This is a genomic window from Rufibacter roseus (genome assembly GCF_001647285.1).
In the GTDB taxonomy this organism is placed as follows: Bacteria; Bacteroidota; Bacteroidia; order Cytophagales; family Hymenobacteraceae; genus Nibribacter; species Nibribacter roseus.
In genome coordinates this window covers 108,711-134,332 of record NZ_LRML01000011.1, presented here as the reverse complement: position 1 = coordinate 134,332, position 25,622 = coordinate 108,711, and the positions used below count along the sequence as shown (strand labels likewise).

The 25,622-nt window shown below is 46.2% G+C and carries 22 protein-coding genes; 17 read left to right on the top strand and 5 right to left on the bottom strand.

The annotated features are described in order from the left end of the window. The first annotated feature begins 3 nt into the window (after positions 1 to 3). The 4 genes from A8O23_RS16035 (at position 4) to A8O23_RS16020 (ending at position 3,088) form a co-directional block, all read left to right on the top strand. On the top strand, positions 4 to 1,203 hold the full coding sequence (locus tag A8O23_RS16035; protein ID WP_066623259.1) for a homogentisate 1,2-dioxygenase: 1,200 nt from the start codon (positions 4 to 6) through the stop codon (positions 1,201 to 1,203). A gap of 195 nt (positions 1,204 to 1,398) precedes the next feature. Next, complete coding sequence (locus A8O23_RS16030) at positions 1,399 to 1,947, top strand: REP-associated tyrosine transposase (protein WP_066623257.1); 549 nt, start codon at positions 1,399 to 1,401, stop codon at positions 1,945 to 1,947. A 182-nt stretch (positions 1,948 to 2,129) separates the two neighbouring features. Further along, positions 2,130 to 2,516 carry a co-chaperone GroES gene (locus A8O23_RS16025; RefSeq protein WP_066623255.1) on the top strand — a complete coding sequence of 129 codons (387 nt, stop codon included), beginning with the start codon at positions 2,130 to 2,132 and terminating at the stop codon, positions 2,514 to 2,516. A gap of 314 nt (positions 2,517 to 2,830) precedes the next feature. After that, on the top strand, positions 2,831 to 3,088 hold the full coding sequence (locus A8O23_RS16020) for a hypothetical protein (protein WP_153042243.1): 258 nt from the start codon (positions 2,831 to 2,833) through the stop codon (positions 3,086 to 3,088). A gap of 135 nt (positions 3,089 to 3,223) precedes the next feature. Here A8O23_RS16020 and A8O23_RS16015 read toward each other — a convergent pair whose 3' ends face one another. The 3 genes from A8O23_RS16015 to A8O23_RS16005 all read right to left on the bottom strand — a co-directional run bounded on the left by A8O23_RS16015 (position 3,224) and on the right by A8O23_RS16005 (position 5,295). Beyond that, on the bottom strand, positions 3,224 to 3,751 hold the full coding sequence (locus tag A8O23_RS16015) for a CopD family protein (protein ID WP_066623248.1): 528 nt from the start codon (positions 3,749 to 3,751) through the stop codon (positions 3,224 to 3,226). A gap of 123 nt (positions 3,752 to 3,874) precedes the next feature. Next, on the bottom strand, positions 3,875 to 4,486 hold the full coding sequence (locus A8O23_RS16010; protein ID WP_066623247.1) for a hypothetical protein: 612 nt from the start codon (positions 4,484 to 4,486) through the stop codon (positions 3,875 to 3,877). Positions 4,487 to 4,491: 5 nt separating this feature from the next. Beyond that, positions 4,492 to 5,295 (bottom strand): metallophosphoesterase family protein, encoded by an 804-nt coding sequence (locus A8O23_RS16005; protein WP_066623344.1) that lies wholly within the window; start codon positions 5,293 to 5,295, stop codon positions 4,492 to 4,494. A gap of 248 nt (positions 5,296 to 5,543) precedes the next feature. Between A8O23_RS16005 and A8O23_RS16000 the strand changes: the two genes are divergently transcribed. Next, positions 5,544 to 5,954, top strand: a complete 411-nt coding sequence (locus tag A8O23_RS16000; RefSeq protein WP_153042242.1) for a hypothetical protein — start codon at positions 5,544 to 5,546, stop codon at positions 5,952 to 5,954. A gap of 151 nt (positions 5,955 to 6,105) precedes the next feature. Beyond that, a complete protein-coding gene (locus A8O23_RS15995) occupies positions 6,106 to 8,976 on the top strand; it encodes a FlgD immunoglobulin-like domain containing protein (RefSeq protein WP_082883109.1) in 2,871 nt (956 codons plus the stop codon). Positions 8,977 to 9,081: 105 nt separating this feature from the next. Here A8O23_RS15995 and hemB read toward each other — a convergent pair whose 3' ends face one another. After that, the gene (gene hemB, locus A8O23_RS15990) at positions 9,082 to 10,062 is read right to left on the bottom strand and encodes a porphobilinogen synthase (RefSeq protein ID WP_066623239.1); all 981 of its coding nucleotides are present in this window, start codon (positions 10,060 to 10,062) and stop codon (positions 9,082 to 9,084) included. A gap of 276 nt (positions 10,063 to 10,338) precedes the next feature. Further along, positions 10,339 to 11,580, bottom strand: coding sequence for an ornithine--oxo-acid transaminase (rocD, locus tag A8O23_RS15985; protein WP_066623237.1), 1,242 nt, complete (start codon positions 11,578 to 11,580; stop codon positions 10,339 to 10,341). 852 nt (positions 11,581 to 12,432) lie between these two features. Here rocD and A8O23_RS21640 point away from each other — a divergent pair. From A8O23_RS21640 to A8O23_RS15940, 11 genes are all read left to right on the top strand, one after another. After that, a complete protein-coding gene (locus A8O23_RS21640) occupies positions 12,433 to 12,603 on the top strand; it encodes a DUF5522 domain-containing protein (RefSeq protein WP_161486754.1) in 171 nt (56 codons plus the stop codon). A 137-nt stretch (positions 12,604 to 12,740) separates the two neighbouring features. Continuing rightward, the gene (gene rpmB / locus A8O23_RS15980) at positions 12,741 to 12,980 is read left to right on the top strand and encodes a 50S ribosomal protein L28 (protein WP_066623235.1); all 240 of its coding nucleotides are present in this window, start codon (positions 12,741 to 12,743) and stop codon (positions 12,978 to 12,980) included. A gap of 9 nt (positions 12,981 to 12,989) precedes the next feature. Then, positions 12,990 to 14,609 carry an aminopeptidase P N-terminal domain-containing protein gene (locus A8O23_RS15975; RefSeq protein WP_066623233.1) on the top strand — a complete coding sequence of 540 codons (1,620 nt, stop codon included), beginning with the start codon at positions 12,990 to 12,992 and terminating at the stop codon, positions 14,607 to 14,609. Positions 14,610 to 14,821: 212 nt separating this feature from the next. Continuing rightward, positions 14,822 to 15,010, top strand: a complete 189-nt coding sequence (gene rpmG, locus A8O23_RS15970) for a 50S ribosomal protein L33 (protein ID WP_066623231.1) — start codon at positions 14,822 to 14,824, stop codon at positions 15,008 to 15,010. A 2-nt stretch (positions 15,011 to 15,012) separates the two neighbouring features. Then, positions 15,013 to 15,165 (top strand): DUF4295 domain-containing protein, encoded by a 153-nt coding sequence (locus tag A8O23_RS21235; RefSeq protein ID WP_071885388.1) that lies wholly within the window; start codon positions 15,013 to 15,015, stop codon positions 15,163 to 15,165. 110 nt (positions 15,166 to 15,275) lie between these two features. Further along, positions 15,276 to 16,235, top strand: a complete 960-nt coding sequence (gene ftsY / locus A8O23_RS15965; protein ID WP_066623230.1) for a signal recognition particle-docking protein FtsY — start codon at positions 15,276 to 15,278, stop codon at positions 16,233 to 16,235. A 142-nt stretch (positions 16,236 to 16,377) separates the two neighbouring features. Beyond that, positions 16,378 to 17,742: a 30S ribosomal protein S12 methylthiotransferase RimO gene (gene rimO / locus A8O23_RS15960; RefSeq protein ID WP_066623228.1), complete on the top strand. Its 1,365-nt coding sequence runs from the start codon at positions 16,378 to 16,380 to the stop codon at positions 17,740 to 17,742. A gap of 284 nt (positions 17,743 to 18,026) precedes the next feature. Further along, positions 18,027 to 19,583, top strand: a complete 1,557-nt coding sequence (bshC, locus tag A8O23_RS15955) for a bacillithiol biosynthesis cysteine-adding enzyme BshC (protein ID WP_066623342.1) — start codon at positions 18,027 to 18,029, stop codon at positions 19,581 to 19,583. Position 19,584: 1 nt separating this feature from the next. Continuing rightward, entirely contained in the window at positions 19,585 to 20,172 is a 588-nt protein-coding gene (locus A8O23_RS15950; RefSeq protein ID WP_066623226.1) for a 5-formyltetrahydrofolate cyclo-ligase, read from the top strand. 517 nt (positions 20,173 to 20,689) lie between these two features. Beyond that, positions 20,690 to 23,803, top strand: coding sequence for a SusC/RagA family TonB-linked outer membrane protein (locus A8O23_RS15945; protein ID WP_066623223.1), 3,114 nt, complete (start codon positions 20,690 to 20,692; stop codon positions 23,801 to 23,803). An 11-nt stretch (positions 23,804 to 23,814) separates the two neighbouring features. Continuing rightward, on the top strand, positions 23,815 to 25,233 hold the full coding sequence (locus A8O23_RS15940; protein ID WP_066623220.1) for a SusD/RagB family nutrient-binding outer membrane lipoprotein: 1,419 nt from the start codon (positions 23,815 to 23,817) through the stop codon (positions 25,231 to 25,233). Positions 25,234 to 25,622 lie beyond the last annotated feature (389 nt).

Below are 25,622 nucleotides of genomic sequence, written 5' to 3'. Positions count from 1 at the left end.
CCAATGGCATACTACTACAGGTTAGGTGATATTCCGCACAAGCGGCACACGCAGTTCCGGAAGCCAGATGGCAGTTTGTATCATGAGCAGCTGGTAGGCACGCTGGGGTTTTCCGGGGTGTCTTCTTTGCTTTACCACCAGCACGCGCCCACCAGAATAACCCGCATTGGAGAACCGGTACTGTACGGCCCGGTGAAGTCTAATGTGCCGCTGGCCCCCTACCACCTGCGTCCGTTCAGGGGTGAATCTACTGGTGAAGATTACCTGAGTGCCCGCAAAACGGTGCTCATGAACAAAGACTGTACTATTTCTATTTGCCTGCCTCGCCAGCGCCAGATGGACTATTTCTATAAAAACGCCTTAGCCGATGAAATTGTGTTCATACATGAAGGTTCCGGTGAACTGCGATCGCAGATGGGCAGGTTGAAAGTGCAAGCCGGCGACTACGTAGTCATTCCGCGCACCATCATTCACCAGTGGAAATGGAATGAGGGCCCTGTGCGTCTGCTCATCACCGAGAGCTTCAGCCCTGTTGAAACTGTGCGGCGGTATAGAAATCACTTTGGGCAACTGCTGGAGCACAGCCCCTATTGTGAGCGTGACCTACGTCCGCCGCATGAATTGATCATAGAAGACGCCCCCGGCGATTATCTCGTTCAGATCAAGAAAGAAGGTTTCCTGCACCAGTACCACTATGATTTTTCCCCGCTGGATGTAGTGGGCTGGGACGGCTATTTCTACCCCTACGCCTTCTCCATTCATAACTTTGAGCCTATTACCGGTCGCATCCATCAGCCGCCTCCCGTGCACCAGACTTTCCAGACCGAAGGCTTTGTGGTGTGCTCTTTCGTGCCACGTCTGTTCGATTACCACCCGCTTTCTATTCCGGCGCCCTACAACCACTCTAACGTAGACTCAGATGAGATTCTGTATTATGTAGAGGGCAACTTCATGTCTCGGAAAGGAGTGGACATCGGCTCGTTTACCATTCACCCCAGCGGCCTTCCACACGGCCCGCACCCCGGCACCGTAGAAGCCAGCATCGGGAAAAAAGAAACGCATGAGCTGGCCGTGATGATTGACACGTTCAAGCCGCTGTACCTAACGGTTGATGCTTTGGAGTTCCTGGACGAGAACTACCCCATGAGTTGGAACCCAGATATTGGAGGTACTAACCCCAGACCGGCTGATATGATGGATTAATGTTTTTGGCTCGGGTTTGTGGAATAGGCTGAAAATGAGATGAAGTAAAAAGAAAGTTTAATACTTCCGCCATCCCCACCACAAGTTACGCTACCGCTAAACTTGCGATAGATAGTTTTTCTCCCGCAAGTTTAGCGGTAGCGTAACTTGTGGGAAGCCAAGAGGTAAGTTTATAAACTTACCAACACTGTCTGTATGAGCCGCAGCTACAAAATAAGAAATCAGCAAAGCCTCTATTTTGTCTCTTTCGCTACGGTTAATTGGATTGATGTTTTCACCAGGAGGGCATACAAAGATATTTTTGTTGATAGTCTTAAGTATTGCATACAGCACAAAGGTTTGGAGGTATACGCTTGGTGTCTGATGAGCAATCATGCGCATTTAATTATTGGCACTACCAAAGAGAAAATCGAAAACATACTCCGAGACCTGAAACGCCACACTTCCAAAGAAATCACTAAAGCCATTGAGGAAAGCGCTAAAGAAAGCAGGCGTGCTTGGATGCTGTGGATGTTTGAGCGGGAAGGCAGACGAAACCCGAACAACACTAAGTACCAATTTTGGCAGCAGTCTAACCACCCTATTGAGTTGGTGAGTAATGAAATGATAGAACAGCGGCTGAATTACCTGCATCAGAACCCAGTAGTTGCAGGGTGGGTTGATGAGCCAGAGCATTACCTTTACAGCAGCGCACGTGACTATATCGGTCTTAAAGGTCTGGTGGAGGTGATTTTAATTGAATAAGAAGGAAGTTTATAAACTTCCGCCATTGCTCCCGCTAGTTACGCTGCGCTAAACTTGCGGGAGTTATTTATTTTCCGCCTCTTTTTCCAAAAACAGCTCTAAAACAACCTCTTCTAATTTTCATGCTTTCCCCAGTCCTGCCCACTTTTTATCTTTGCCGTTGATATTTCAACTGAAAGACAATGCCTAAAAATAGAGAAACGCCCCAAAGCAAATTGCAGAAGCTGATTGTAGTTGGTGACCGACTGCTGATCAAACCAAAGTCACAGAAAGAGCAGACCAAGAGCGGGTTATTTCTGCCGCCTGGCGTGCAGGAGAAAGAGAAGGTGCAAGAAGGCTATGTAATGAAAGTAGGCCCTGGTTATCCTATTCCAGCAGATTATGGATTAGATGATGAAATCTGGAATGCCGAAGAAAAGGAGTCAGTGCGGTATATTCCACTACAGGCTCACGAAGGAGATCTGGCTATTTATCTGCAGCGCGATGCTATTGAAATAAACTATCTAGGTGAGAAATATTTTATTGTGTCTCAAAGTGCCGTGTTATTGTTGGAGCGGGAAGAAGATTAAACGCTCCTGCATGTGCAACTCATATAATTTATTTTTTGAACTTCTGTTTTAGGGTTCTTTTTCCAGAAACAAGTCTAAAACAGCAATTGTACTGTCCACTTTCGGAGAATTACTGTCCGAGAGTGGACATTTTTGTTATGAGTATTTAGTGTTAATATTCTGATTGTAAATGTGTTGTAGATGTGGCATGGGCATTGTATAAGAAAATATGCCGGAGCTTAGAACTTTGGTGCAACTCTTCGTTTGGCCGGTTGTCTTTAGATAAAGAGCCTGAGCTTGAAAGAAAAACATTTGCCACCCATAATTCTGTTGCTATGCGTACTTTTCTACTTGCTTCTATGTTAGCTTTTGGTGTCACTACTGTTGGCTTTCCGGTACAGGCACAGTCTTCTTTTTCCAAAAAAACTGCTAATCAAATTACGGTCACTACGTCATCCTCAGACTCTGAGAACATCAAAGTCATGAAAGGTACTTTCTCCCGCAAGGGTAAGAGTGGTCAAACCATCCTCATCAACCCTGATGAAAACGGACGTAAGATCAGGCTCTTGACAGAGGGGGCATTAAAAAGGTAAGCTTGAAATATGAATATGACAGAGTGATGGCCGCTTTAAAATAGGCCTGTTTGGTATATAAGATTTTTATTGGTTGTTTGTTTGGAGAGCCGGCCCCACAGGGGCCGTTTCTTTTTTGTAGGTTTGATGGTTTTTTTACCCCCGTCTTACTTTTTTATACAGCATAATGGCCACCATCAGCGCAACTGATAGCCCAATAAACCAGAGAACTCCCCAAGTGGCATCTAAGCCATTTTTAAGCACTACCAAAAAGACAATGCTTACCAGAAACAGTGTGGCTATTTCGTTCCAGATGCGCAATGTAGTGGAGCTTTGCCGAACCAAACCTTTCTGGTGTTGCTGAAAAATGCGGTGGCAATACAAGTGATAAGCTAGTAAGCCAGCTACGAAACCTAGTTTTATCCAGAGCCAAGTAGGTATTGGGGTGTAATACTGCAGCAGGCTGAGCCCCATGAAAACCGTTAGCACGGCACTGGGCCAGGTAATGCCGTACCAGAGCCTTTTCTGCATGAGGGCAAACTGCTTCTGGAGGATGCTTTTTTCCGGCTCAGGTTTTTGCTCTGTCTCGGCGTAATACACAAACAGGCGCACAATGTAAAACAACCCGGCAAACCAGGTCACCACAAAAATAATGTGCAACGATTTTAGGTGTAAAAAACTCATATCAGTTAAAGCAGAGCAGAAGAGGCTTTCGCAAAAATGGCAGTTCTGACCGAGGAAACCTAAAAAGGGTATAACGCTAGCCTTGTTTAAGGGCTGTTTTCTCAAAAGTAGCCCGAAAACATGCTATATTTTTAAGCGTAGCCCAACGGCCAGGTTCAGAATATCAGTGACGGCAATTCCCTTGTTACGTAGCTTGTCAATGATCATTACCTCACTGGAGCCGAGCTCCCAATAAAACTCACCATACAAGGGGCGGACGCTGCCTTTGAATTCTTTTCCTAAAGAGGAGCCCACAAAGGGTAAAATTCTAGTGGCAGTAGGCCAGATATAATATCCTTCAGGATAGTATTGTGGGAAGAACGTTTCAAATTGTTCGCCAATGGTCATGCTGATGCCTACGCCAGTTTTCAGCCAGCTCATCTCAAAGCCCCCATACAAAGGCTTTGGGTGAGACTGGTAGTAAAGCCGGGTGGTAAACGTGTGGTTGGTGTTCTTGATGCCGTAGTTGGGGGAGAACCCATACATCAGCTCAACGTTGGTGCGGTCATGGCGGCCAAAGTCATAGCCTGCCCCAGCTGCTAAAATGCCTATTAAACCGGCGTGCTGCACCACCAAATAGTCAGGTGCGTACCAGTTGTTCTTTGGCCGGTCAGCTTTGTCAGGCTTTTCTTGCGCCAGAGCTTGAAACGAAAGAGCCAGTGTCAAGGCAAGGTAAGGGATATAGGACAGCCGCATAGATCTTAAAAATCAATATTTTCAAAAGAAGCTTTGTCTCCGGTTACCGTTACCATCACATAACCACGCTTGTCAGCAGAGGCAGATGAAACATACCAAACCCCATCATCATATGTTTGCTCGGCACGGTAGCGGTGTATGTGGCCATTCAATGCTAAAAGTACCTTGTGCTGCCTCAAAAGCTCGGCTATGGCTTGCTCTTTTTCTTTGTTAGCAACGGCATCATTAGGCGGAACATGAGAGACCACTATTTTGTTTATATTTTCTGGCGCAGACTCTAACTCTTCCTCAAGCCAGTTTGTATCAGGCACGGCATCAGAGTTTAGCTCTAGAAAATTGGTGTTTAGAAAAATGAATTTGTTCTGGTTGAAGGTAAAAGTGTGGTTCAAGGGGCCATACATGTTCCGGTAAATTTTAGCGCCATCCCCTAAGCAATCATGGTTGCCAATGACTGTCACATACGGGGCCTGCAGCTTGGCTAAGGCACGGTGCATGCGCTCAAACTCATCGGTAAAGGCATAATTTGTTAAATCTCCGCCGTGTAGAACAAAAGCAACGTTTCGGCGGTTGATGTCTTGTACTAGATCCTCAGTTTCAGCAAAAAAGCCTTGGGTGTCTGAGATAAACGCGAACTGGAACGATGGTTTGTCTGCGTAGTAAGATTCAAGAGCCTTTATTTTAGCCACGTTCTCGGCCGTCAGGTTTTTAAACTTTAGATTTCCAGAGTATGGGTGATATTCAAATAAGTCACACGACGGCAGTGCTATGATGAAAAGGAGGGCTAGCCAGAGAAAGGGAAGGCGTAGCATTAAAGTTTTCATAAATATATATAGATAAAGTTAGATCCTTTCACTCTATACCGTATAATAGAAACAGAGTTGCTGTATTTGTTGCTTTAGATGGAATAGTGCAATAGGCTCTACTGCATAAATTACTTTTTTGTATGTTCGGTAAAGGCGCTGTTAATCAGTATATTTGTTTTTTACGCTATTATTTGTTTTACATAGGCGGGTTCATATTTATTTTAACTTTATCTGCCGGAATTGGCTGTAAGCGCATGAATGACTCCGGCGAGAAGAATGAGAGTAATAGCCAAGCGGCCGTGCCCAGAAAAGTGTTAAAACAAAAACCTCAAATTGTACTTCAAGAACCTGTGCCGGTAGGCCATGCGCGGGTAATATTAGCTATAGAAGAGAAGTTGGCTTCAGGTAAAGAGATAGAAGGTGACCCGTGTAGTGCTAGTTCTTGCCGTGCTAAAGCAAGAGTAGTGCAGGTGCAAGGATTTGGGGCAGCATTCACAGACCCTATAACCAATGGGCAGCAGGTGGAGGTCTACTTTCCTATGACCATGGCTGCCAGTAATGGAAAGCGGGAGGTGGTAAAAGGTGATACGTTGGTGGCAGAAGTACAAAGCCCCTTAGTTGGAGCCACTTTTTATACCGTTAGCCGCTATGAGTTTCAGAAGTAATTGTCTGAAAAGACTACAAAGATCTGAAAGAAGAAAAAGAAGCAAAAGAGATTAAGCGAAGGCAGATGCAGGAGTTTCTTCTGTAGGCCAGGCTAAGTTTCTGTTAGATTGGATGATAAACAGGCATTTTTTTATTTTTTAATTTAAGTACATGATACGCTCAAACTGGCATCGGCAATTCTTAGTGTCGGGCATTTTGCTTTTAGTCTTTGGAGCAATACTTTATTTGGCAGCCTTGCTGCCCGCACTAACCGAACAGCGATCGCATTTCTCACGGAATGGGCTTATAGAAGTCTCAAGAGTTGCCCGGGCGGAGCGTCTGCATAAACAGGGAGCTATTGGGGCCAAAGATGATCCGTTCGGCCGGCTCAACTATGAAATAGAAAGGCTTAAAGATCCTGCAACAGGTAGAATACCAGAAGGAATACGGCAATTGGAGTTAGCTTACTCTGCCAAGCTACCTACGGTAGAGCAGGTACTGCGCCAGAAAGAGCCCTTTGCGCAGTATAACCAGTATTTCTGGTCACGCCGAGGGCCTTATAATGTAGGTGGGCGTACCCGGGCGCTGGCGCTAGACAAGAATAACGAAAATATTATTCTGGCCGGCGGGGTATCCGGAGGCATGTGGCGTAGTACAAACGCAGGTAGTTCCTGGACTAAAGTAACTGACCCGAACATGATTCACAGCGTGACAACTGTGGCTCAGGATAGACGTACCGGAAAAGGCAATGTATGGTATTACGGTACCGGAGAGATACTAGGTAATTCGGCCTCAAAGCCGGGTGCTTTCTACCACGGTAACGGAATTTACAAGTCAATTGATAACGGCGTAACCTGGAACCCATTGCCGTATACCACCACTTCTGATGTGTCTACCTTCAACAAGGTATTTCAGTTTGTCCACCGCATAGCCACTGATCCTATCAACCCTACCCAAGATGAAGTGTACGCGGCAACCGTGGGGGGTATTCAGCGCTCTACCGATGGTGGTGCCACTTGGTTCCCGGTGTTAGGAACTGATGATTTGTCGTTTTACAGCACCAACCCATATTATACTGATATAGACATTGCGGAAAAAAGCGGTGTGAAATATGCTGCCTTAAGCCAGACTGGCGGGGGAGGAGCTTCACAGACAAAAGGAATATTCCGTTCAGTTGATGGAGTTACCTGGGCTAATATCACACCTTCTAACTTTCCAGCCACCTATGGACGCATTGTGCTTGACATTGCTCCTTCTAACGAGAATGTTGTTTATTTTTTAGTATACACTACTGCCACAGGTTCTGTAGCTAACGCCAATCTTTGGAAATACGAGTATGTATCTGGCACAGGAGCCGGAGAGGGTGGTGTCTGGACTAACTTAACTCAGAATTTGCCTATGTTGGGCGGTAGGTCAGGAGACCTGAACCTACAGGGCGGGTATAACATGGTGGTGAAAGTAAAGCCAGATAATGCATTCCAGGTAATTTTAGGGGGTACCAACCTGTATTTTTCTCCTAACGGATTTTCTTCCTCTGCAGGTACCCGTAAAATTGGGGGCTATAATCCTAGCCACGCTGATTTTGCCTTGTATCCTGACCACCACCCAGATCAGCATGAAGTAGTATTTTATCCGTCAAACCCTAGAAGAGCTGTTTCAGCGCATGACGGAGGCTTAAGCTACACAGCAGACATTACCCAATCTTCAGTAGATTGGGAGTCTTTAAACAATGGGTACTTAACTACTCAGTTCTATACTGTGGCCATGGACCTAAATACCACCGATGATTTGGTTGTTGGCGGTATGCAGGATAACGGAAGCTGGGCAGTAGATGATATTGATGAGCAAACCATTTGGTATGAGCAGTTGGGGGGAGATGGTGCTTTTGCAGCTGTTACAACTCACTCAATGTTGGTTTCTGTGCAGAACGGTACAGTATACAGATTGATTTTTGATGACGAAGGTGAATATGTGAACTACTCCAGAATTGATCCTCCTAAGGCCACAGGTTATTTATTTGTGAACCCATACACAATAGATCCAAATAATGAATACACCATTTATTTGCCTGCAGGAGATACCCTTTGGAGAAACAAAGATATTAGGCAGCTGCCTACCGGTGGCACACAATCAAGTATAGGCTGGGATGTAATTGCTACATTAGGAACCTCTGAGGTGATCTCTGCTGTGTCAGTAAGTAATAGCCCAGCTAATTTGGTGTATTTCGGAACCAGAGGCGGGAAGCTTTATAAAATTACAGACGGGCTAGCTACCGCACCTGTAAAATTAGATGTTACGGGCAGCAACTTCCCAAGCAACGCCAATATCAGCTGTATTGCCATAGACCCAAGAGATGCCAATAAAGCATTGGTGGTGTTTACAAACTATAGGGTGCAAAGCCTGTTTTACACCACCAACGGTGGAAATTCATGGACACCGGTTGGCGGTAACCTGGAGCAATTCACGAATGGCACCGGTAATGGGCCATCTACCCGTTGGGCTTCCATCTTGCCCGAAAGCGGAGGAGGCACTAAATATTTTGTTGGTACCAGTACTGGTTTATATGCCACCACTGAGCTCAGCGGCATGAGCACCGTTTGGGTACGCGAAGGAAATACTACCATTGGGCAAGTGCCGGTAGACATGGTAATTAGCCGCACCACTGATAATCAGGTGCTGGTGGGTACCCATGGCAACGGTGTGTATAGCCGCCGTTATTCAGAGCCCCTGGCTACAAAAGAAGAAGTGGCAAAAGCTACGAACCAGGTTCTGGGGCAAAGCTATCCTAACCCTTTCCGCCAGGGATCTGTCACTACCATTCCGTTCAACCTGCAGAAGGCAGCCCAGGTAAAGCTGCAAGTCTTTGATCTAACTGGGCGACTGGTAACAACGCTTGTAAATGATAAGTTGTCTGCTGGTCAGCACAAAGTATCTTGGGCCGGAAAAGGAAGTAATGGGCAGGTAATGCCTACCGGTACCTATCTGTACCAGTTATCAGTAGATGGTAAAAACTACACGGGCCGTACTTTATATGTGAGGTAAGTCTAAAACAGCCACAAAAAAAAGCGGGAGCCTTATTGAAGGCTCCCGCTTTTTTTTGTGGCTGTTTTTGGGCCGTTTTCTGAAAATCAGCCCTAAAACGAAGGTTTACCGTTTCATTAACTGCGCAAATTCCTTCGCAAAGTAGGTTAGAATAATGTCAGCGCCGGCACGTTTCATGCTTAGCAGTACCTCCTGCATAATTCGGTCGTTGTCTAACCAGCCGTTTTGGGCGGCGGCTTTCACCATGGCGTATTCACCGCTTACGTTATAAGCCGCTATAGGTAAGTTGGTGTTGTCTTTCAGGGTCTTAATCACATCTAAATAAGACAAAGCAGGCTTGACCATCAGGAAATCGGCGCCTTCTTGGGTGTCCAGCTCCGCTTCAATTAAAGCTTCGCGGCTGTTGGCGGGGTTCATCTGGTAGGTTTTCTTGTCGCCATGCTTAGGGGCAGAGTCAAGGGCATCGCGGAAGGGGCCGTAGAAACCACTGGCGTATTTAGCGGTGTAGCTCATGATGGACACGTTGTAAAAAGCATGTTTGTCCAGCACCTGCCTAATGTGGGCTACACGGCCGTCCATCATATCAGAGGGGCCTATGATATCGGCGCCGGCCTGCGCCTGCGCTAAAGCCATTTGCCCTAACACTTCCAGGGTAGCATCATTGATGATTTCACCGTTGTCTACAATGCCGTCGTGTCCGTCAGAACTGTAAGGGTCCATGGCCACGTCAGTCATGAGCACCACATCCGGAAAATTGAGTTTGATTTCAGAGATGGTGCGCAGGTACAGGCCTTCTGGGTTTTTGCTTTCAGAGGCGAAGCGGTCTTTCTTAGCTTCTTCTATCTGTGGGAAGGGGGCAAAGGTTTTAATGCCCAATTCCACGCAAGAAGCAATTTCTTCCAGCAGGCGGTCTGGTGAGTAGCGGTAAATGCCCGGCATAGAGGTGATTTCCACAGCCAGGTTATCTCCCTCCATCATGAACACCGGGAAAATAAGGTCTTGCACGGCCACCTGGTTTTCCTGCACCATGCTCCGGATAGCTTCAGATTTACGGTTGCGGCGGGGGCGGCGGGTTAAATGATTCATAGTAGATAATTATAAGTTAGGCAGAGGCCGGAAAGAGATTAGCACATCGGCACTCAGGTTTCAAAACATCAAAGCTCCTTAAAAAGTGTAAAACCAGCTGAAAAAGCCGATTGCCTTTTGGATAGCTTGTTGGGCAAAAGTAAACCATTCTAATTAAACATGGTCGGCTACAATGGTAGGCTTTCTGTTTTAGGCTTATTTTATGGAAAACAGGCCTAAAATAGAAAAACCGCCCAAGGAGGTGGAACGGTTCTTCTATTTTATCATTGGGAAGAATTAAAACTCCTCCAGCGTTTTGGCAATAATATCGCAGCACTCGTGCAGTTGCTCTTCGGTCATCACCAGCGGCGGTGCGAAGCGGATAATATCGCCGTGGGTGGGCTTGGCCAAGAGGCCGTTCTCCATCAGTCTCACGCACACATCCCAGGCGGTGCGGCCATCAGGTGTAGGTTTGATGATGACGGCGTTCAACAAGCCGCGGCCGCGTACTAAACTCACCAGTTCCGGGTGCTTCTCTTTCAGTTGGTTCATGCGGCTGCGGAAAATCTCTCCTAAGCGTTGCGCGTTTTCCGTCAGCTTTTCATCTTTGATCACTTCCAGTGCGGCTACGGCTACGGCGCAGGCCAAAGGATTGCCGCCAAACGTAGAGCCATGTTCACCCGGCTGGATGCACAGCATCACCTCATCGTTGGCCAAGGCCGCTGAGACTGGTAACACTCCGCCCGAGAGGGCTTTTCCCAGAATCAATATGTCTGGTTTTATGGCTTCGTACTCTGATGCCAATAGTTTGCCGGTGCGGCCTATCCCCGTTTGGATTTCGTCTACGATCAGCAGTACATTATACTGCTCGCACAGCGCCTTCGCCTTGGTCAGATAGCCTTCAGAGGGCACTACCACTCCCGCCTCGCCCTGAATTGGTTCTACCAGAAAGGCGCAAACGTGTATGTTGTCTTTCAGGGCCTGCTCCAGCGCCTCCAGATTGTCATAAGGCACTACTTTGTAGCCCGGCATGTATGGTCCGAAACCGGTAGTGCTGCTAGGGTCGGTGCTGAAGGAGATGATACCGGTGGTGCGGCCGTGGAAGTTGTGTTCGGCTACAATAATTTCAGCTTCATGCGGCGGAATGGCTTTGGTCTGATAGCCCCACTTGCGCGCTAATTTAATGGCCGTCTCCACGGCTTCGGCCCCGGAGTTCATTAACAGGGCCTTGTCATAACCAAACAGCTCTGACAGGTATTTCTCAGCTGGCCCAAGCTTGTCATTATAAAAGGCCCGAGAGGTAAGCGTGAGCTGCTGCGCCTGCTGGGTGAGTGCGCCAATAATGCGCGGGTGGCAGTGCCCTTGGTTCACCGCGCTGTACGCCGACAGGAAATCATAATACCGTTTGCCTTCCACGTCCCACAAGAAAACGCCTTCGCCGCGGTTCAGCACTACCGGCAGCGGATGGTAATTATGCGCTCCGTATTTATCTTCTAAGGCAATGGCTTCCTGGCTGGAGGTAATGGTGGAGGTATTCATAGTTGCAGTAGTTTAGAATGAAGGGGAGCGGCTCCCCAAGTAAAATTCAATACGAATAATCTGTATTTTGAGATAAAGGTAAAAATTTCCGTGCAATGCCTTAGCAACTCAAGGGGAAGGAAGCCATGAGTGGAAAGAACCTACTGTTTTAGCTTAATTTTTGAAAAAGCAGCCCTAAAACAAAATGTATAGGTAGAAAAAGGTGATGCGCACAGCGCGAGAGACTCTATCCAGGAACTACCGAAATAGTAAACTAACAGCCAAAATTCAACAGCAACACAAGCCGCAGAATTGGAACTGTTACCAGCCGTGGGGATGAGCGCCTCGCTTTGAACGGTGCCGCGCTAGCGGCAAGACTGAAGGTCTAGTGAAAAGGGCAGTGCGAATCCACAGGGCGGGCCTCGCGGCCGTGAGCGCTCAGAGCCAGTGCCACGGAGAAGGCTGTCTTGTGAGGCCTTGGAGTAGAAGTGGCAATGGAAATCGGCAGCAGGAAAAGAATTTCCAAAGGCAGAAGCAGTTGTGGTTGTCGGTGAGAACACGAAACAACAGCGGAGAGTAAAGCGGTGATTCTTACAGAAAAGGCACGGGGTTTGACTGCTCATTGCTGATGCTGTGTCTCCATCACCATAGATTGTCTTCGTTAGATCCTTCGGCTAGCGCTAAGGATAACCATGGAAGATGCAGATTGCGAGGAACCCTTCTAGGAAGGTGTATCGGGAATGCGTGGATCGGCAGGTGTAAACATTTTCCTTCGAGCTTCATAAAGAAAGGCCACCTGCAATTAAAGCGAGAGACATTCTGAAGTTGTATACTTCTCTTTTACGCCACAAAACAACCTCTTATCTTTGCGCCATGCCTGCAAAACCGCTGCCGCTACAGCCCGGCGACTATTATTATAATGACCAAGGCCTGATGGTTTTTACCGAGCAATACCACAAAAGAAGAGGTTATTGCTGCCGGAGCGGATGCAAACATTGCCCCTACGGATTCAAGAAAGAAGCCAGTACAGAGGCCAGAGAATAAGGGAAAGATAGAGGCAAAAGCGGGTAAAAGGCTTTTTCAGAAGGAATTAAAGAAAAATTTTAGAAGGTGTGTTTGACATTACACATCTTTTTGCGGATATTTGCATCCCTTTTGTAATAAACGAATCTAACGATACAATGGCACGAGTTTGTGATTTAACCGGTAAAAGAACGCAGGTAGGTAACCGCGTATCGCACGCCAACAATAAAACAAAGCGTAAGTTCTACCCGAACTTGCAGAAGAAGCGTTTCTACATTCCTGAAGAAGATGCTTGGGTTACTTTGAAAGTTTCTACGTCTGCTCTGCGCAACATCACTAAAAACGGTATCTCTTCTGTATTGAAGAAAGCCAAAGAAGAAGGCTACATCGTTTACTAATCCTCTGCCATGAGCACCCTGCGACACCTTTGGTTTATTCTATTTGTGTCGCTTCCGCTAGGGGTGGCCGCACAAAGCACCGGCCCCGACAAACCTTCGGATTTTTTGGATAAAGAATTTCACCGGCAACGGAGAGAGGCCCTGCGGCAAAAGCTGCCGGCCAACTCCGTTGCCGTTCTTTTTTCTAACCCGCTCCGGAACAGAGCCAACGACGTAGATTTCCACTTTCACCAGCACCCATACTTCTACTACCTTACCGGCTACCGCGAACCCAACGCTGTGCTGTTGGTGTTTTCTGACCAGCAGCTGATCAACGGCGTGGCCACCGAGGAGATTCTGTTCGCCCAGCCCCGCAATCCGCAAGCAGAGTCCTGGACCGGAAGGCGTTTAGGCGAAGAAGGAGCGAAGCAACACTTGGGTATTACGCATGCCTTACCGGCCACCGCTTTTGCCAATTTTCAGTTAGACACCGCTGCGCTAGAACAAATCCTGATTCTGGACTTACCTCACGACCTGCGCAATGACCCCAGAGACCAAGCCGATTTACATGACCTGGTAGCACAGTTTAGGCAGAAGGTGGGCTTAGTGCCTCATCAAGACCTAAGCCACCTGCAATTGTATTCGGCCATAAAAACCTATGACGCCCAGATGGGGGAGCGGGTGCAGGCACAAGTAAAGCGGCAAATGGCTGCTAATCCTGCCTTGGCTAGTAACTCCTTCCTGAAAAGCTATGTTGAGGCCAAAGACGCCCCTGCCAGAGCAGCCTTGATGGCTAACATGCCCAAAGAGAAGCTAGATGCTTCAACCTTAGGCAATGTACTGAGCGAAATGCGGGAGATAAAGACTCCTGAAGAATTAAAGCTGCTGCGCAAAGCCATTTACATGTCGGCCATAGGGCAGGTGGAGGTGATGAAAGCCATGCACCCAAACATGTCTGAGACGGAGGTGCAGGGAATTCATGAGTTTGTCTATAAGAAATACGGTGCTGAGTATGAAGGCTACCCCAGCATTGTAGGAGCCGGGAATAACGGGTGCATTCTGCATTACGTGGAGAACGACAAGCCTAAGCTGGGCAAAGATTTGGTGCTGATGGATTTGGGCGCCGAGTACCATGGCTACACCGCCGACGTTACCCGCACCATTCCGGCGAACGGTAAGTTCACGCCAGAGCAGAAGCAGATTTATGAACTGGTATACGCGGCGCAAGAGGCTGCTTTCAAAGAGTGCAAAGTAGGTAACGCGTTCAATGCGCCCAATGCCACAGCCCAAAAAATAATGGCCGATGGTCTGATTAAGCTAGGCATCATTAAAAGTGCAGAGGAGGCGCGTAAGTACACCATGCATGGTGTGTCGCATTACCTAGGGCTTGATGTGCATGACCGCGGCACCTACGGCCCTTTCAAGCCAAACACTGTTATAACTGTGGAGCCTGGTATTTACATTCCGGAAGGCAGCCCGTGCGATAAAAAGTGGTGGGGGATTGGCGTAAGAATTGAAGACGATGTGCTGATCACCGAGAAAGGCTGGGAGAATCTATCTGCCGCCGCACCTCGGACTGTGAAAGAAATTGAAGCTACTATGGCTAAACCAAGTCCGCTGGATAACTTCAAACTGCCGGAACTGAAGTGACAGTAGCAAGTATCAGGTAGCATGTATAAAGATTAGGGCTTCTGTTTTTGGGCAGTTTTCTTGAAAACAGGCCGAAAATAGGATTTATAACTACCTTTGTCGTGCTACTTGATACGCAATACTTAATACTAACATAAAAAAGTAGCAACCTGTTTGTAATTCAATAACTAAGGCTGTATATTTGCAGTCCTAAATAAAAAATCAACTTCGCGATGGCAAAGAAAGCTAAAGGCAATAGAGTTCAGGTGATTTTGGAGTGCACTGAGCAGAAAAACTCCAGCGTACCTGGCATGTCTCGGTATATCACTACCAAAAACAGAAAGAACACTCCAGAGCGTTTGGAGATGAAGAAGTACAACCCCTTCATGAAGAAAGTAACTGTACATAAAGAAATTAAATAACCATGGCTAAGAAAGTAGTTGCAACCCTGAAAACCGCTACCGGTAAAGACTGGGCGAAGGTAATTAAAGCGGTTAAGTCTCCTAAGACTGGTGCTTACACCTTCAGAGAAGAAATGGTGCCTGTGGATCAAGTACAGGACGCCCTGAAAAAATAATTGCCGATATCGCATTCTGATATACCTGTAAAAGTCCCTCCATACGCGGGACTTTTTTGGTATTCACCCCTTTTCAATAATTCTTACATCCAGTAGCACACAATACAGCTATGGCACTTTTCGGTCTCTTCAACAAAGAAAAAAAGGAATCTCTGGACAAAGGCCTTGAGAAAACCAAAACCAGCTTCTTCGATCAGCTTAGCAAAGCGGTGGCGGGTAAGTCTAAGGTAGATGAGGAAGTGCTAGATGAGTTAGAGACTGTGCTTGTGCATGCCGATGTAGGAATTGGAACCACCGTTAAAATCATTGATCGCATTGAAAAGCGCGTAGCCCGCGACAAATACGTAGGCACCTCTGACCTGGACCGTATCTTGCGCGAAGAGATCATGGACCTGATGGAGGAGAACAAAAGCGGCGTAGCGGCAGATTTCAGTCTTCCAAATACCAATGGTCAGCCTTACGTGATCATGGTGGTGGGCGTGAACGGAGTAGGTAAAACTACTACTATTGGTAAGCTAGCCTCGCAGTTTCACAAAGCCGGTAAGAAAGTAGTGTTGGGTGCCGGAGATACGTTTAGAGCCGCCGCTGTTGACCAGCTCAAAATCTGGGGCGACCGCGTGGGCATCCCGGTGATTGACCACGGCATGAATACAGACCCAGCCTCTGTTGCTTATGACGCTGTAAAAAAAGGCGTGGAAATGGGCGCTGATGTGGTAATTATTGACACCGCTGGACGTTTGCACACCAAAGTGGGCCTTATGAATGAGCTGTCTAAAATAAAGCGCGTCATGCAGAAAGTCATTGAAGATGCCCCGCAGGAAGTGTTGTTGGTATTAGACGGAAGCACCGGTCAGAATGCTGTTATACAAGCCCGTGAGTTTACTAAAGCCACTGAGGTGACTTCTCTGGCCGTTACTAAATTAGACGGTACCGCTAAGGGCGGAGTAATCATTGGTATTTCAGATGAGTTCAAAATTCCGGTGAAATACATTGGCGTAGGCGAGCGCGTTGAAGACCTGCAGGTGTTTGACAAGCGCGAGTTTGTAGATTCTTTGTTTTCGAAGAAATAGAAATTAGCAAAAGCCATTTTGGGGCTGCGTTCTGGCTGAAAAGCGGCGCAGGCAACAGAATGGCTTTTATTTTGGGCACAGTAAACCAATTTGCATGGTTTTGTTGTTGCTCAGCATAACAAGTTCCCATTAAGACAGGCACGTGAAAGTAAGATCGCTTAAAAAAGACAAATACAATGTTATCACGCTGGGTTGCTCCAAGAACCTAGTAGACTCTGAAGTGCTCATGGGCCAACTAAAGGCCAATGAATTTGACGTGGCCCACGACTCAGAGAAAGATGACGCCAACATTATCATAGTAAACACCTGTGGCTTTATTGACAATGCCAAGCAGGAGTCTATTGACACCATTCTTCGCTACGCCGATGAAAAAGAGGCGGGCAACATAGATAAACTGTACGTAACCGGTTGCCTTTCGCAGCGTTACAAAGATTCTTTGGAGGCCGAAATTCCGCAGGTTGACGCATACTTTGGTACTTTGGAGTTACCACAGCTGCTGAAAACGTTGGAGGCTGATTATAAGCATGAGCTGATTGGCGAGCGTTTGATTACCACGCCTAAGCACTACGCTTATTTTAAAATTGCTGAAGGCTGTAACCGTCCTTGCTCGTTTTGCGCTATCCCGTTGATGCGCGGCAAGCACGTAGACCGCCCAATGGATAGTCTGGTGCAGGAAGCTACCCGTTTGGCCAACATGGGTACTAAAGAGCTTATTCTCATTGCCCAGGATTTAACTTATTATGGATTGCAGCACTATGGTGAGCGTAAGCTGGCCGAGCTGTTACAACGTCTTTCTGACGTGAACGGCATTGAGTGGATTAGAATGCAGTACGCTTACCCAAGCCAGTTTCCTATGGATGCACTGGACGTAATGGTGGAGCGGGAGAATATCTGCAAGTACCTGGACATGCCGCTGCAGCACATCTCTGATAACATGCTCAAGACTATGCGCCGCGGAATTTCTAAGCGTCGTACGCTGGAGCTGGTAGACACCATCCGTCAGCGCGTGCCAGATATTGCGTTGAGAACCACGCTGATTGCCGGTCACCCCGGCGAGACGCAGCAGGATTTTGAGGAAATGTACCGTTGGGTGGAAGAAACCCGCTTCGATCGTTTAGGCATCTTTACCTATAGCCACGAAGAAAACACCCACTCTCATACCTTAGTAGACAACGTGCCAGACGAGGTGAAGCAGGAGCGTGCCGATGCCATTATGGAGCTTCAGCAAGGCATTTCCATGGAAATGAACGAGGAGAAAGTAGGGCAGACGTACAAAGTATTGTTTGACCGCAAAGAAAGCGGCTACTTCGTGGGCCGTACCCAGTATGACTCACCTGAGGTAGACAACGAAGTACTGGTGCCGGCTTCCACCAACTATGTGCGTTTAGGGGATTTCGCCCACGTGAAAATCACTGATTCTTCTGACTTTGATCTTTACGGTGAAGTGGTTTTGCCTGGTGGCCAAGAAAATAAACATACGCTAGCCGCAGATTCATTAAGCATCTAAGTCTGTTTTCGGCTTGTTTTAAGAAAACTAGGCTTAAAATAGAAAAGAGGTTGAGGCCTCACAGGTACTAAAACCTGTGAGGCCTTTTTTTATAATAGGTTAGTAATGTAAGTTTTAATTTGTGCAAGAGAAAAACAGCAATCAGCAATTATCAATCAACAATTTGAAATGCAGTTTCCTGCACTACACCATCCTACAGGAGCTCTGAGCCGTACATCAGGTAGAATTGTAAAAATAGATTTTACCTTTGTATGGTAAGCGGGCCAAAAGCTGCTACCTCTTGTATGAAAATTTCCTGTATTGACTATAGCACCACTGGTGCCTTTTCTTCCCTTGTGCTAGACTACCTCAATAGAGATAGTAAACTGAAGCCGTTTTACGCCTACTTCCCAGAAATCAGCTCATTTTCAGAGGCTATAGAGAAGCGGAACTTTCCGCAGGCGCAGCGTCAGGTGCTGGTAGAAGAGCTGAAAAAACAGTATGAAGGTGTGGAAATACCGGAGGCAGTGCAGGCAAATATTGATGCCTTGGCGCAAGGGCAGACCTTTACCATTACCACAGGGCATCAGCTCAATCTTTTCACTGGTCCGCTTTACTTCATCTACAAAATTGTAACTGCCATCAACACCGCTCGTGAACTGCAGCAGGCGTACCCAGCGCAAAAGTTCGTGCCCGTGTACTGGATGGCCACCGAAGACCATGACTTTGCCGAAGTAAACCACTTTCATTTATTCGGGAAGAAGTATGAGTGGGAGCATGAGGCCGAAGGAGCCGTAGGTCGTATGTCTACCGATGGTCTAAATGAACTTTTCGATGCCTTGCCTGAGCATTATGAGTTATTTGAAGATGCTTATATACATAGTGCTACCCTAGCTGAGGCCACACGTAAAATCGTGAACAGCCTGTTTGGGGAGCATGGCCTCGTGTGCCTGGACGGCGACAGCCATGCGCTGAAGCAGACGTTTGCCCCAGTGGTAAAGCGGGAACTGACCGAGCAGATAAGCTACAAGGCTGTTACTCAAACCAACGCTGCTCTGGAGAAACATTACAAGCCTCAGGTAATGGTGCGTGAAATCAACCTGTTTTTTCTGGGCGAGAACCTACGTGAGCGCATTGTGCTGGAAGATGAGCAGTACAAAGTGTTGAATGCGGGCCTGCAGTATTCACAGGAGGAAATACTGCGCATGGTAGACGAATACCCGGAACGCTTCAGCCCCAACGTGGTGCTCAGGCCGCTGTACCAGGAGCTGGTGCTACCAAATCTGGCCTATATAGGAGGCGGGGCTGAAGTGGCCTACTGGTTCCAGCTGAAAGATATGTTTACGGCCTTTGACGTACCTTATCCGGTGGTTATGCTGCGGAACTCGGCGCTTTATGTCACCAAACCCAATGCCCAGCGCTTAGAGAAATTGGGTTTTACTGTTGCTGAGATGTTCAAAGAGTTGCCAGAGCTGAAAAAGCGACTGGCTGAACTGTTAAACCAAGATGAAGTAAATCTGGAACAGCAGCGGCAGGTAATAGAGCACGCATTCAAGCAAGTAGAGGAAATGGCGCAAAACATAGATCCTACTTTGGTGAAAGCCGTTGGAGCAGAAACTCAGAAATCTCTGAATAGCCTGCAAATGCTGGAGAAGAAGCTGAATAAAGCGATTGAAAGTAAAAATGACACCGCCTACAATCAGCTAGCCAACCTTAAAGAAAAGTTGTTCCCTACCGGTGTGTTGCAAGAACGGGTTGATAATTTGCTAACTTACCAGACCAATAATCCTCAGTTCATTTCGTCGCTAGTAGCGGCGTTTGAGCCTTTTGTTCATAGTTTCACCATTTTGCAGGAAGAGTAGTATGGCTCTGAAAGCTGAACTTCGGAAAACGTATTTAACGCGCCGGCGTCAGCTAGGCGCAGAAGAGGTGCAGCTGGCTAGCCAGAGAATTGCGGAACTTCTCCTGCAGGAATTTCCGCCCCAGGCGGGGCAAACCATCCATGCATTTTTGCCCATCCCCCAGAACCGAGAGGTAGACACCTGGCAGATTATCGAAAAGCTACGGGTAGAGCATCCGCAGGTGCAGGTAGCTGTCTCGGTCTCAAATCCGGCAGATTTTTCCATGACACATTTTCTGCTGCAGCATGATACTGAACTAGTCATTAACCGCTGGGGAATTCCAGAGCCAATAAACGCTTTGCCGGTGCCTGAATCTGAAATAGACGTGGTGCTGGTGCCGCTGCTGGCCTATGATTTACAAGGCCATCGGGTTGGCTACGGCAAAGGATTCTATGACCGTTTTCTGGCTCTTTTACCAAAAACAAGCCTAAAACTCGGGCTGGCTTTTGAGCCACCTATTGAGCGCATTGATGATGTCTCTTCTAAAGATTTACTTTTAGATGCCGTCATCACCCCAGAGAAGGTGTGGTTCTTCAATGAGGAAGAGTAAAGTGTTGCTGAGGGTATTGCAGCAGTAGATTTATTTTCCCGTTTCCTGATTTTTTTCGTTTGTCACTGTTCTATTTGTTCAGCTGATCAAAATAGGCCATGTTGTCGTGGCTTTCTCCCAATCTATTGTCCTTTCTGAACAATGAGGCAAATGCTCCTCATCTCAATGCCTATAAATATTGTCTGTAGCAAAGTGCAGTCACAGTGTGCATAGATAAAGATAAATTTTATAATGTTCTGTTAATCAGTTATGTATAATATGGGTCTGTAAGAGTTGAAGGGTTTGTATTATTGAATGACTTATAGCTTTAGAAGGATTTAAATTTTATAAGTAAAGCCTCTGTATTATGTCAATTTTATTCAAAAGTTACTGATCCTTTAAGTTTTTATTCATTTTTTAAGGAGCTATAGTAGGAGATACCGCAAATAATATTTATAATTCTCCACACAAACCATTTATATGGCCATTAGGCCACCTGTCCCATTCTTTATTTTCACCAATTAACTACAAACAAAGCATGAAAAAAACATTACTCCTTTTACTGATGTTGATTTCTACGCTGGGCATTTCGTATGCGCAGCAACGAGAAGTCAGCGGTAGAGTAACTGCATCTGATGATGGCAGTGGCTTGCCAGGCGTAAGTGTGGTGGTCAAAGGAACCACTAACGGAACTTCTACAGATGCTAACGGGAACTTTAGACTACAAGTGCCTGATAATGCGGCTACCTTGGTAATAAGTTATTTAGGTTATACAACCAGAGAGGTTTCAGTTGGAAGCCAGAATTCAGTCAATGTTGCCTTGGCTCCGGACAATCAGCAGCTCGGGGAAGTAGTAGTGACAGCTCTTGGTATTTCGAGAGAGAAAAGAGCTTTGGGGTATGCAACGCAGGAAGTAGATTCAGAAGATATTTCCAGAAGCCGGCAGCCCAACGTATTAAATGCCTTGCAAGGTCAAGTAGCTGGTGCTCAAATTTCAAGTACAGGGGGCGCCCCAGGGCAAGGTACCAGCATCAGAATTAGAGGTGTAAACTCTATTGATGTAGGAAGGTCAAATGAGCCTCTATTTGTGATTGATGGTGTTTTGATGGACAACTCAACCTCTACTTACGGAGCAGGCGCTGAATTAAGAGGAATGAGCAACCGTGCAGCCGATATCAACCCAGATGATATTGCCAGCATTAACATATTAAAAGGCGGGGCAGCAACTGCCCTGTATGGTTTAAGGGGTGCCAACGGGGTAGTGGTGATCACCACTAAAAAAGGCCGTGAAGGAGCGTTGCGAGTAAACTTTACCAGCAGCTATGGCTTTGAAAACGTAAATAAATTTCCTGCCATTCAGCGTAACTTTACCCAAGGCTACCTAGGAGAATATGACCCTACCAGCTTTTGGCCGGCATGGGGACCTTCTGTTGCTGAGGCGCGTGAGATTGATCCAACTCACCCAGAGCAGTTGTACAACAACATGGAAAATGCGTACCGTACTGGAAAACAGTCCCGGAACTCACTTTCCTTTTCTGGCGGAACGGATAAAATAACGTTTCTTTCTTCCCTGTCTTATCTTAATCATGAAGGAGTGTTACCCTTCACTGACTATAAAAACTTTTCAGCCCGTTTGAACACAGAAGTGAAGATAAGTGAGAAGTTTAAAACAGGCGCAAACTTCAACTTTATCAATTCTGGAGGTTATCGCTATAACGCTGACCGTTTCGGTGAGAGCCTTGCCTACTTCACAGATCGTTGGGATATCAGAGATTACCAAAATCCAGACGGTACTATGTTGACACACGGTGGAAACGACAACCCGCTCTTTGGGGCTGCTACTAACCGTTTGAAAGATAATGTGAACCGCTTTATTGGTGGGCTTACTTTTGGTTACACCCCAACTAGTTGGTTAGACTTTAACTATAGAGTAGGGGTTGACACCTACACTGATAACAGAGTTGGAACTGCTCCTGGTTTGCGTGGCATACCTGGTGAAGCAAACTATGACAATGGCTTAGGTTATGTAAATGAATACAATTCAAACTTCAGAGCTATCAACTCCACCTTTGTTGCTACTTTAACCCACAATTTTACCAGTGATCTGAAAGCCACTCTGCGCTTAGGCCATGACTTGTATGACAGAAGCACCAAAGATGTTGGTGTTTCAGGTCGGGAACTTACTGTGTTTGACTGGTTCAGCTTGCGTAATGCTAAAATCATAAGTGCTACACAAACTAATACCGACTATAGATTGATGGGATTATTTGGGGAGGCAACGTTAGATTACAAAGACTATTTATACCTTACCCTTACCGGAAGAAATGATAAAACATCTTCCTTGCTTAGCCCTAACAATTCATTCTTCTACCCATCAGTAAGTTTAGGGTATGTGTTTACAGAGCAGTTTGAGTTGCCTGAATTTATCAGATACGGAAAGCTTAGGCTGTCTTACGCCAAAGTGGGTAAAGATGCCTTGCCTTATTCAACCTCTACTGGCTACACGTCATACAGCGGCCTGCCTTCTGGATATACTGGCTTCACCAGAGGTGCTGTGTTAGGTGATCCAAACTTAAAGCCTGAGTTTACCAATACATATGAGTCTGGTTTGGAGATGAGGTTCCTGAACGGGCGCTTAGGGTTTGACTTTACCTACTACTACTCTTTAAGTGAGGATCAAATCATCAATATTGATGTAACCAATACCACAGGTTATTTAAGAGCAGCCGTAAACGCGGGTAGTATGAGAAATAAGGGAGTGGAAATTGTTTTGAATGCCACCCCAATTCAAAAAGAAAATTTCTCATGGGAAAGCAAACTCATTTTCTCGGCCAATAGAAACAAAGTCGTGAGCCTGAGAGAAGGTTTGACTGAGATTCCAATGGGCTCGCAGTTTGGCTACGGAAGAGCAACGGTTACAATGAAATTAGTGCCAGGCCAGCCTTACGGAAATATTTATGGGTCGCATTACCTGCGTTACTATGGCAATGAAACAGAAGATCCATTATTCACTGACACTTCTAAGCCAATGATTATTGGTGCAAATGGTTTCCCGGTTATTGCACCGGCTAGCAGCCAAAAGATTTTAGGTAACACCCAGCCAGACTGGATCGGGGGCTTTACCAACACTTTCCGGTACAAAAGCCTAAGTCTTACTACCTTGTTCGATGCCCGTATAGGTCAAGACAAATACAACCAGCTAGAGAACTTCTATTCTGCTTTCGGTAAAGCGGACTACACGGCTAACCGTAACGATTTTGTTGTATTTGAAGGTGTGTTGGCAGATGGTACTCCTAATACCAAGCGTGTTTGGTTAGGCCAAGGCATGGGACCAGACGGCGTTGACTATGGCAATGGCTATTACCGTAACGTTCATAGAACAGTATCAGAAGAATTTGTGCAAGATGCTTCTTGGGTAAGATTACGTACCCTTACCTTAAACTATGATCTGCCTTCGGTATGGCTACCTAAAAACTTTATCAAGAATGCCTCAGTTTCTGCTACGGGTAACAACCTATGGCTGTCAACCGACTATTATGGGTATGACCCAGAAACAAGCGGAACCAACAGCGGAAGCAACGTAGATGGCTTCTCAGGCTTTACCTATCCGGCTGTTAGAAGCTTCTTTTTTACCCTTAACGTTGGTTTCTAATTGTAAACAATATGAAAAGAATATATAGATTGATACTTCCAGTGGCGCTTATTGGGGCCTTGGGATTGCAAGGATGCGATGATTACTTTAACCTGAGTGAAAACCCAAATCAGGTAACTGACCCAGCTTTATCTGCCTTGTTGGCCACAGCTACTCAGAAAGCGGGAGCCAGTACATACAATGTGTCTAACATAACCTCTTATTTTGTACAGTACCTGGCTAGTCCATCACCGTCTGCCACTACAGATACTTATGATGTAGCTAATTACTCAGGTACCTGGAACTCTCTTTACCTGGCCATGGCCGACATCTATGACATGCGGCAAAAAGCCATGGCCCAAAACTCCAGTGAGTATTTAGGCGTGGCCAACGTGCTGTTGTCATACCACCTAACTATGGTGACAGACTTATTTGGAGATGCCCCGTATTCGCAGGCCTTTAACTTAAGTACTTTAACACCCAAGTATGATTCTCAGCAAGATTTGTATGCAGAGAGCCTGTCTCTCTTGAACGAAGCTATTACAGAGCTTTCTAAGACTGATGCCCCGGTTAAACTTGCCCCAGCCAGTGATTTAATTTATGGCGGAGACCGTACCAAGTGGCTTAAGTTTGCCTATGCTCTCAAGGCGCGTCAGCTAAACAAAGTGAGCAAGACTTCTTCGTATGCGCCTGCGGAGGTGTTGGCGGCGGTAGACAACTCCTTTACCAGCAATGCAGATGATGCCGGTATGAATGTGTTTCCTTTGCGGAATTATTGGGCCGGTGTTTCTCTTTCAAATGAGGGGAACCTGTTGGGCGGATGGCTGTCTGAGCAGTTTATTGACCACCTTAACGGTACAACCTACGACATAGTAGACCCACGGCTTCCAAAGATTGCCACCGCTACTGTAACCAATACCTATAAAGGTACACCTAACGGTGCCGGAAACGTAGGGCCAGCCAGCAGTACAGTAAAGGATGAAAGCTATATTTCCAGAACTTCTCCCCTTACTGGAGATGAATCCCCTATATATTTAGCTACCTATGCCGAAGTGAAATTTATTGAGGCAGAAGCCGCTCTAAGGGCAAATGATCGTAACAGAGCATATACAGCTTATTTAGAGGGAATAAGGGCTAGCATGGACCGACTTCAAGTATCTGCTACTGACAAAGAGGCTTATATGACCCATCCATCGGTGGCAGTGGGAGCCAGTAATCTTACCCTAGCTCTGATCTTCAAGGAAAAGTACGTTGCTACCTATTTGAATCCTGAAGCTTGGAATGATGCTCGCCGGTTTGACTATCAGTATAAAGATTTCACACTTCCAGCCAATGTTGTTCTTCCAACATTCATTAGAAGGGTTGCTTACCCAACTGATGAAATAAGTAGAAACGGTGCTAATGTTCCTGCAGTAGGTGCGTTGTCTGACAAGCTTTGGTGGGATCAGTAAGACCAATAATATTTTAACATAAAAAGAGAGGCCGGTTTTACCGGCCTCTCTTTTTTTATAGAACTATCACTATTGATTACCCTTTTCGCTGCTTAGATTCTTGCCTGCAACCATAGGTAAATTAGATATTCTCTAAAACTTGATCAATGATTTAGGTGTCTATATTAAAATAATATAAAAAACAGTAATACACTATAAATAAATTTAAAATGTATTGGCTTTAAAATTTAGTTTACCTTTTATTTTGGTGGATAAGTCAATGAAATAGCTAAAAAGTAGCTATGTCTGTTGTTTAAGCGCTTTTTTGGTGTTATTTTTCAACTGGTATTCCCTGAGAAAATTAAAGTTTTAGTCTGTTCTTTCTTATTCCTATTTACAAACAACCAATT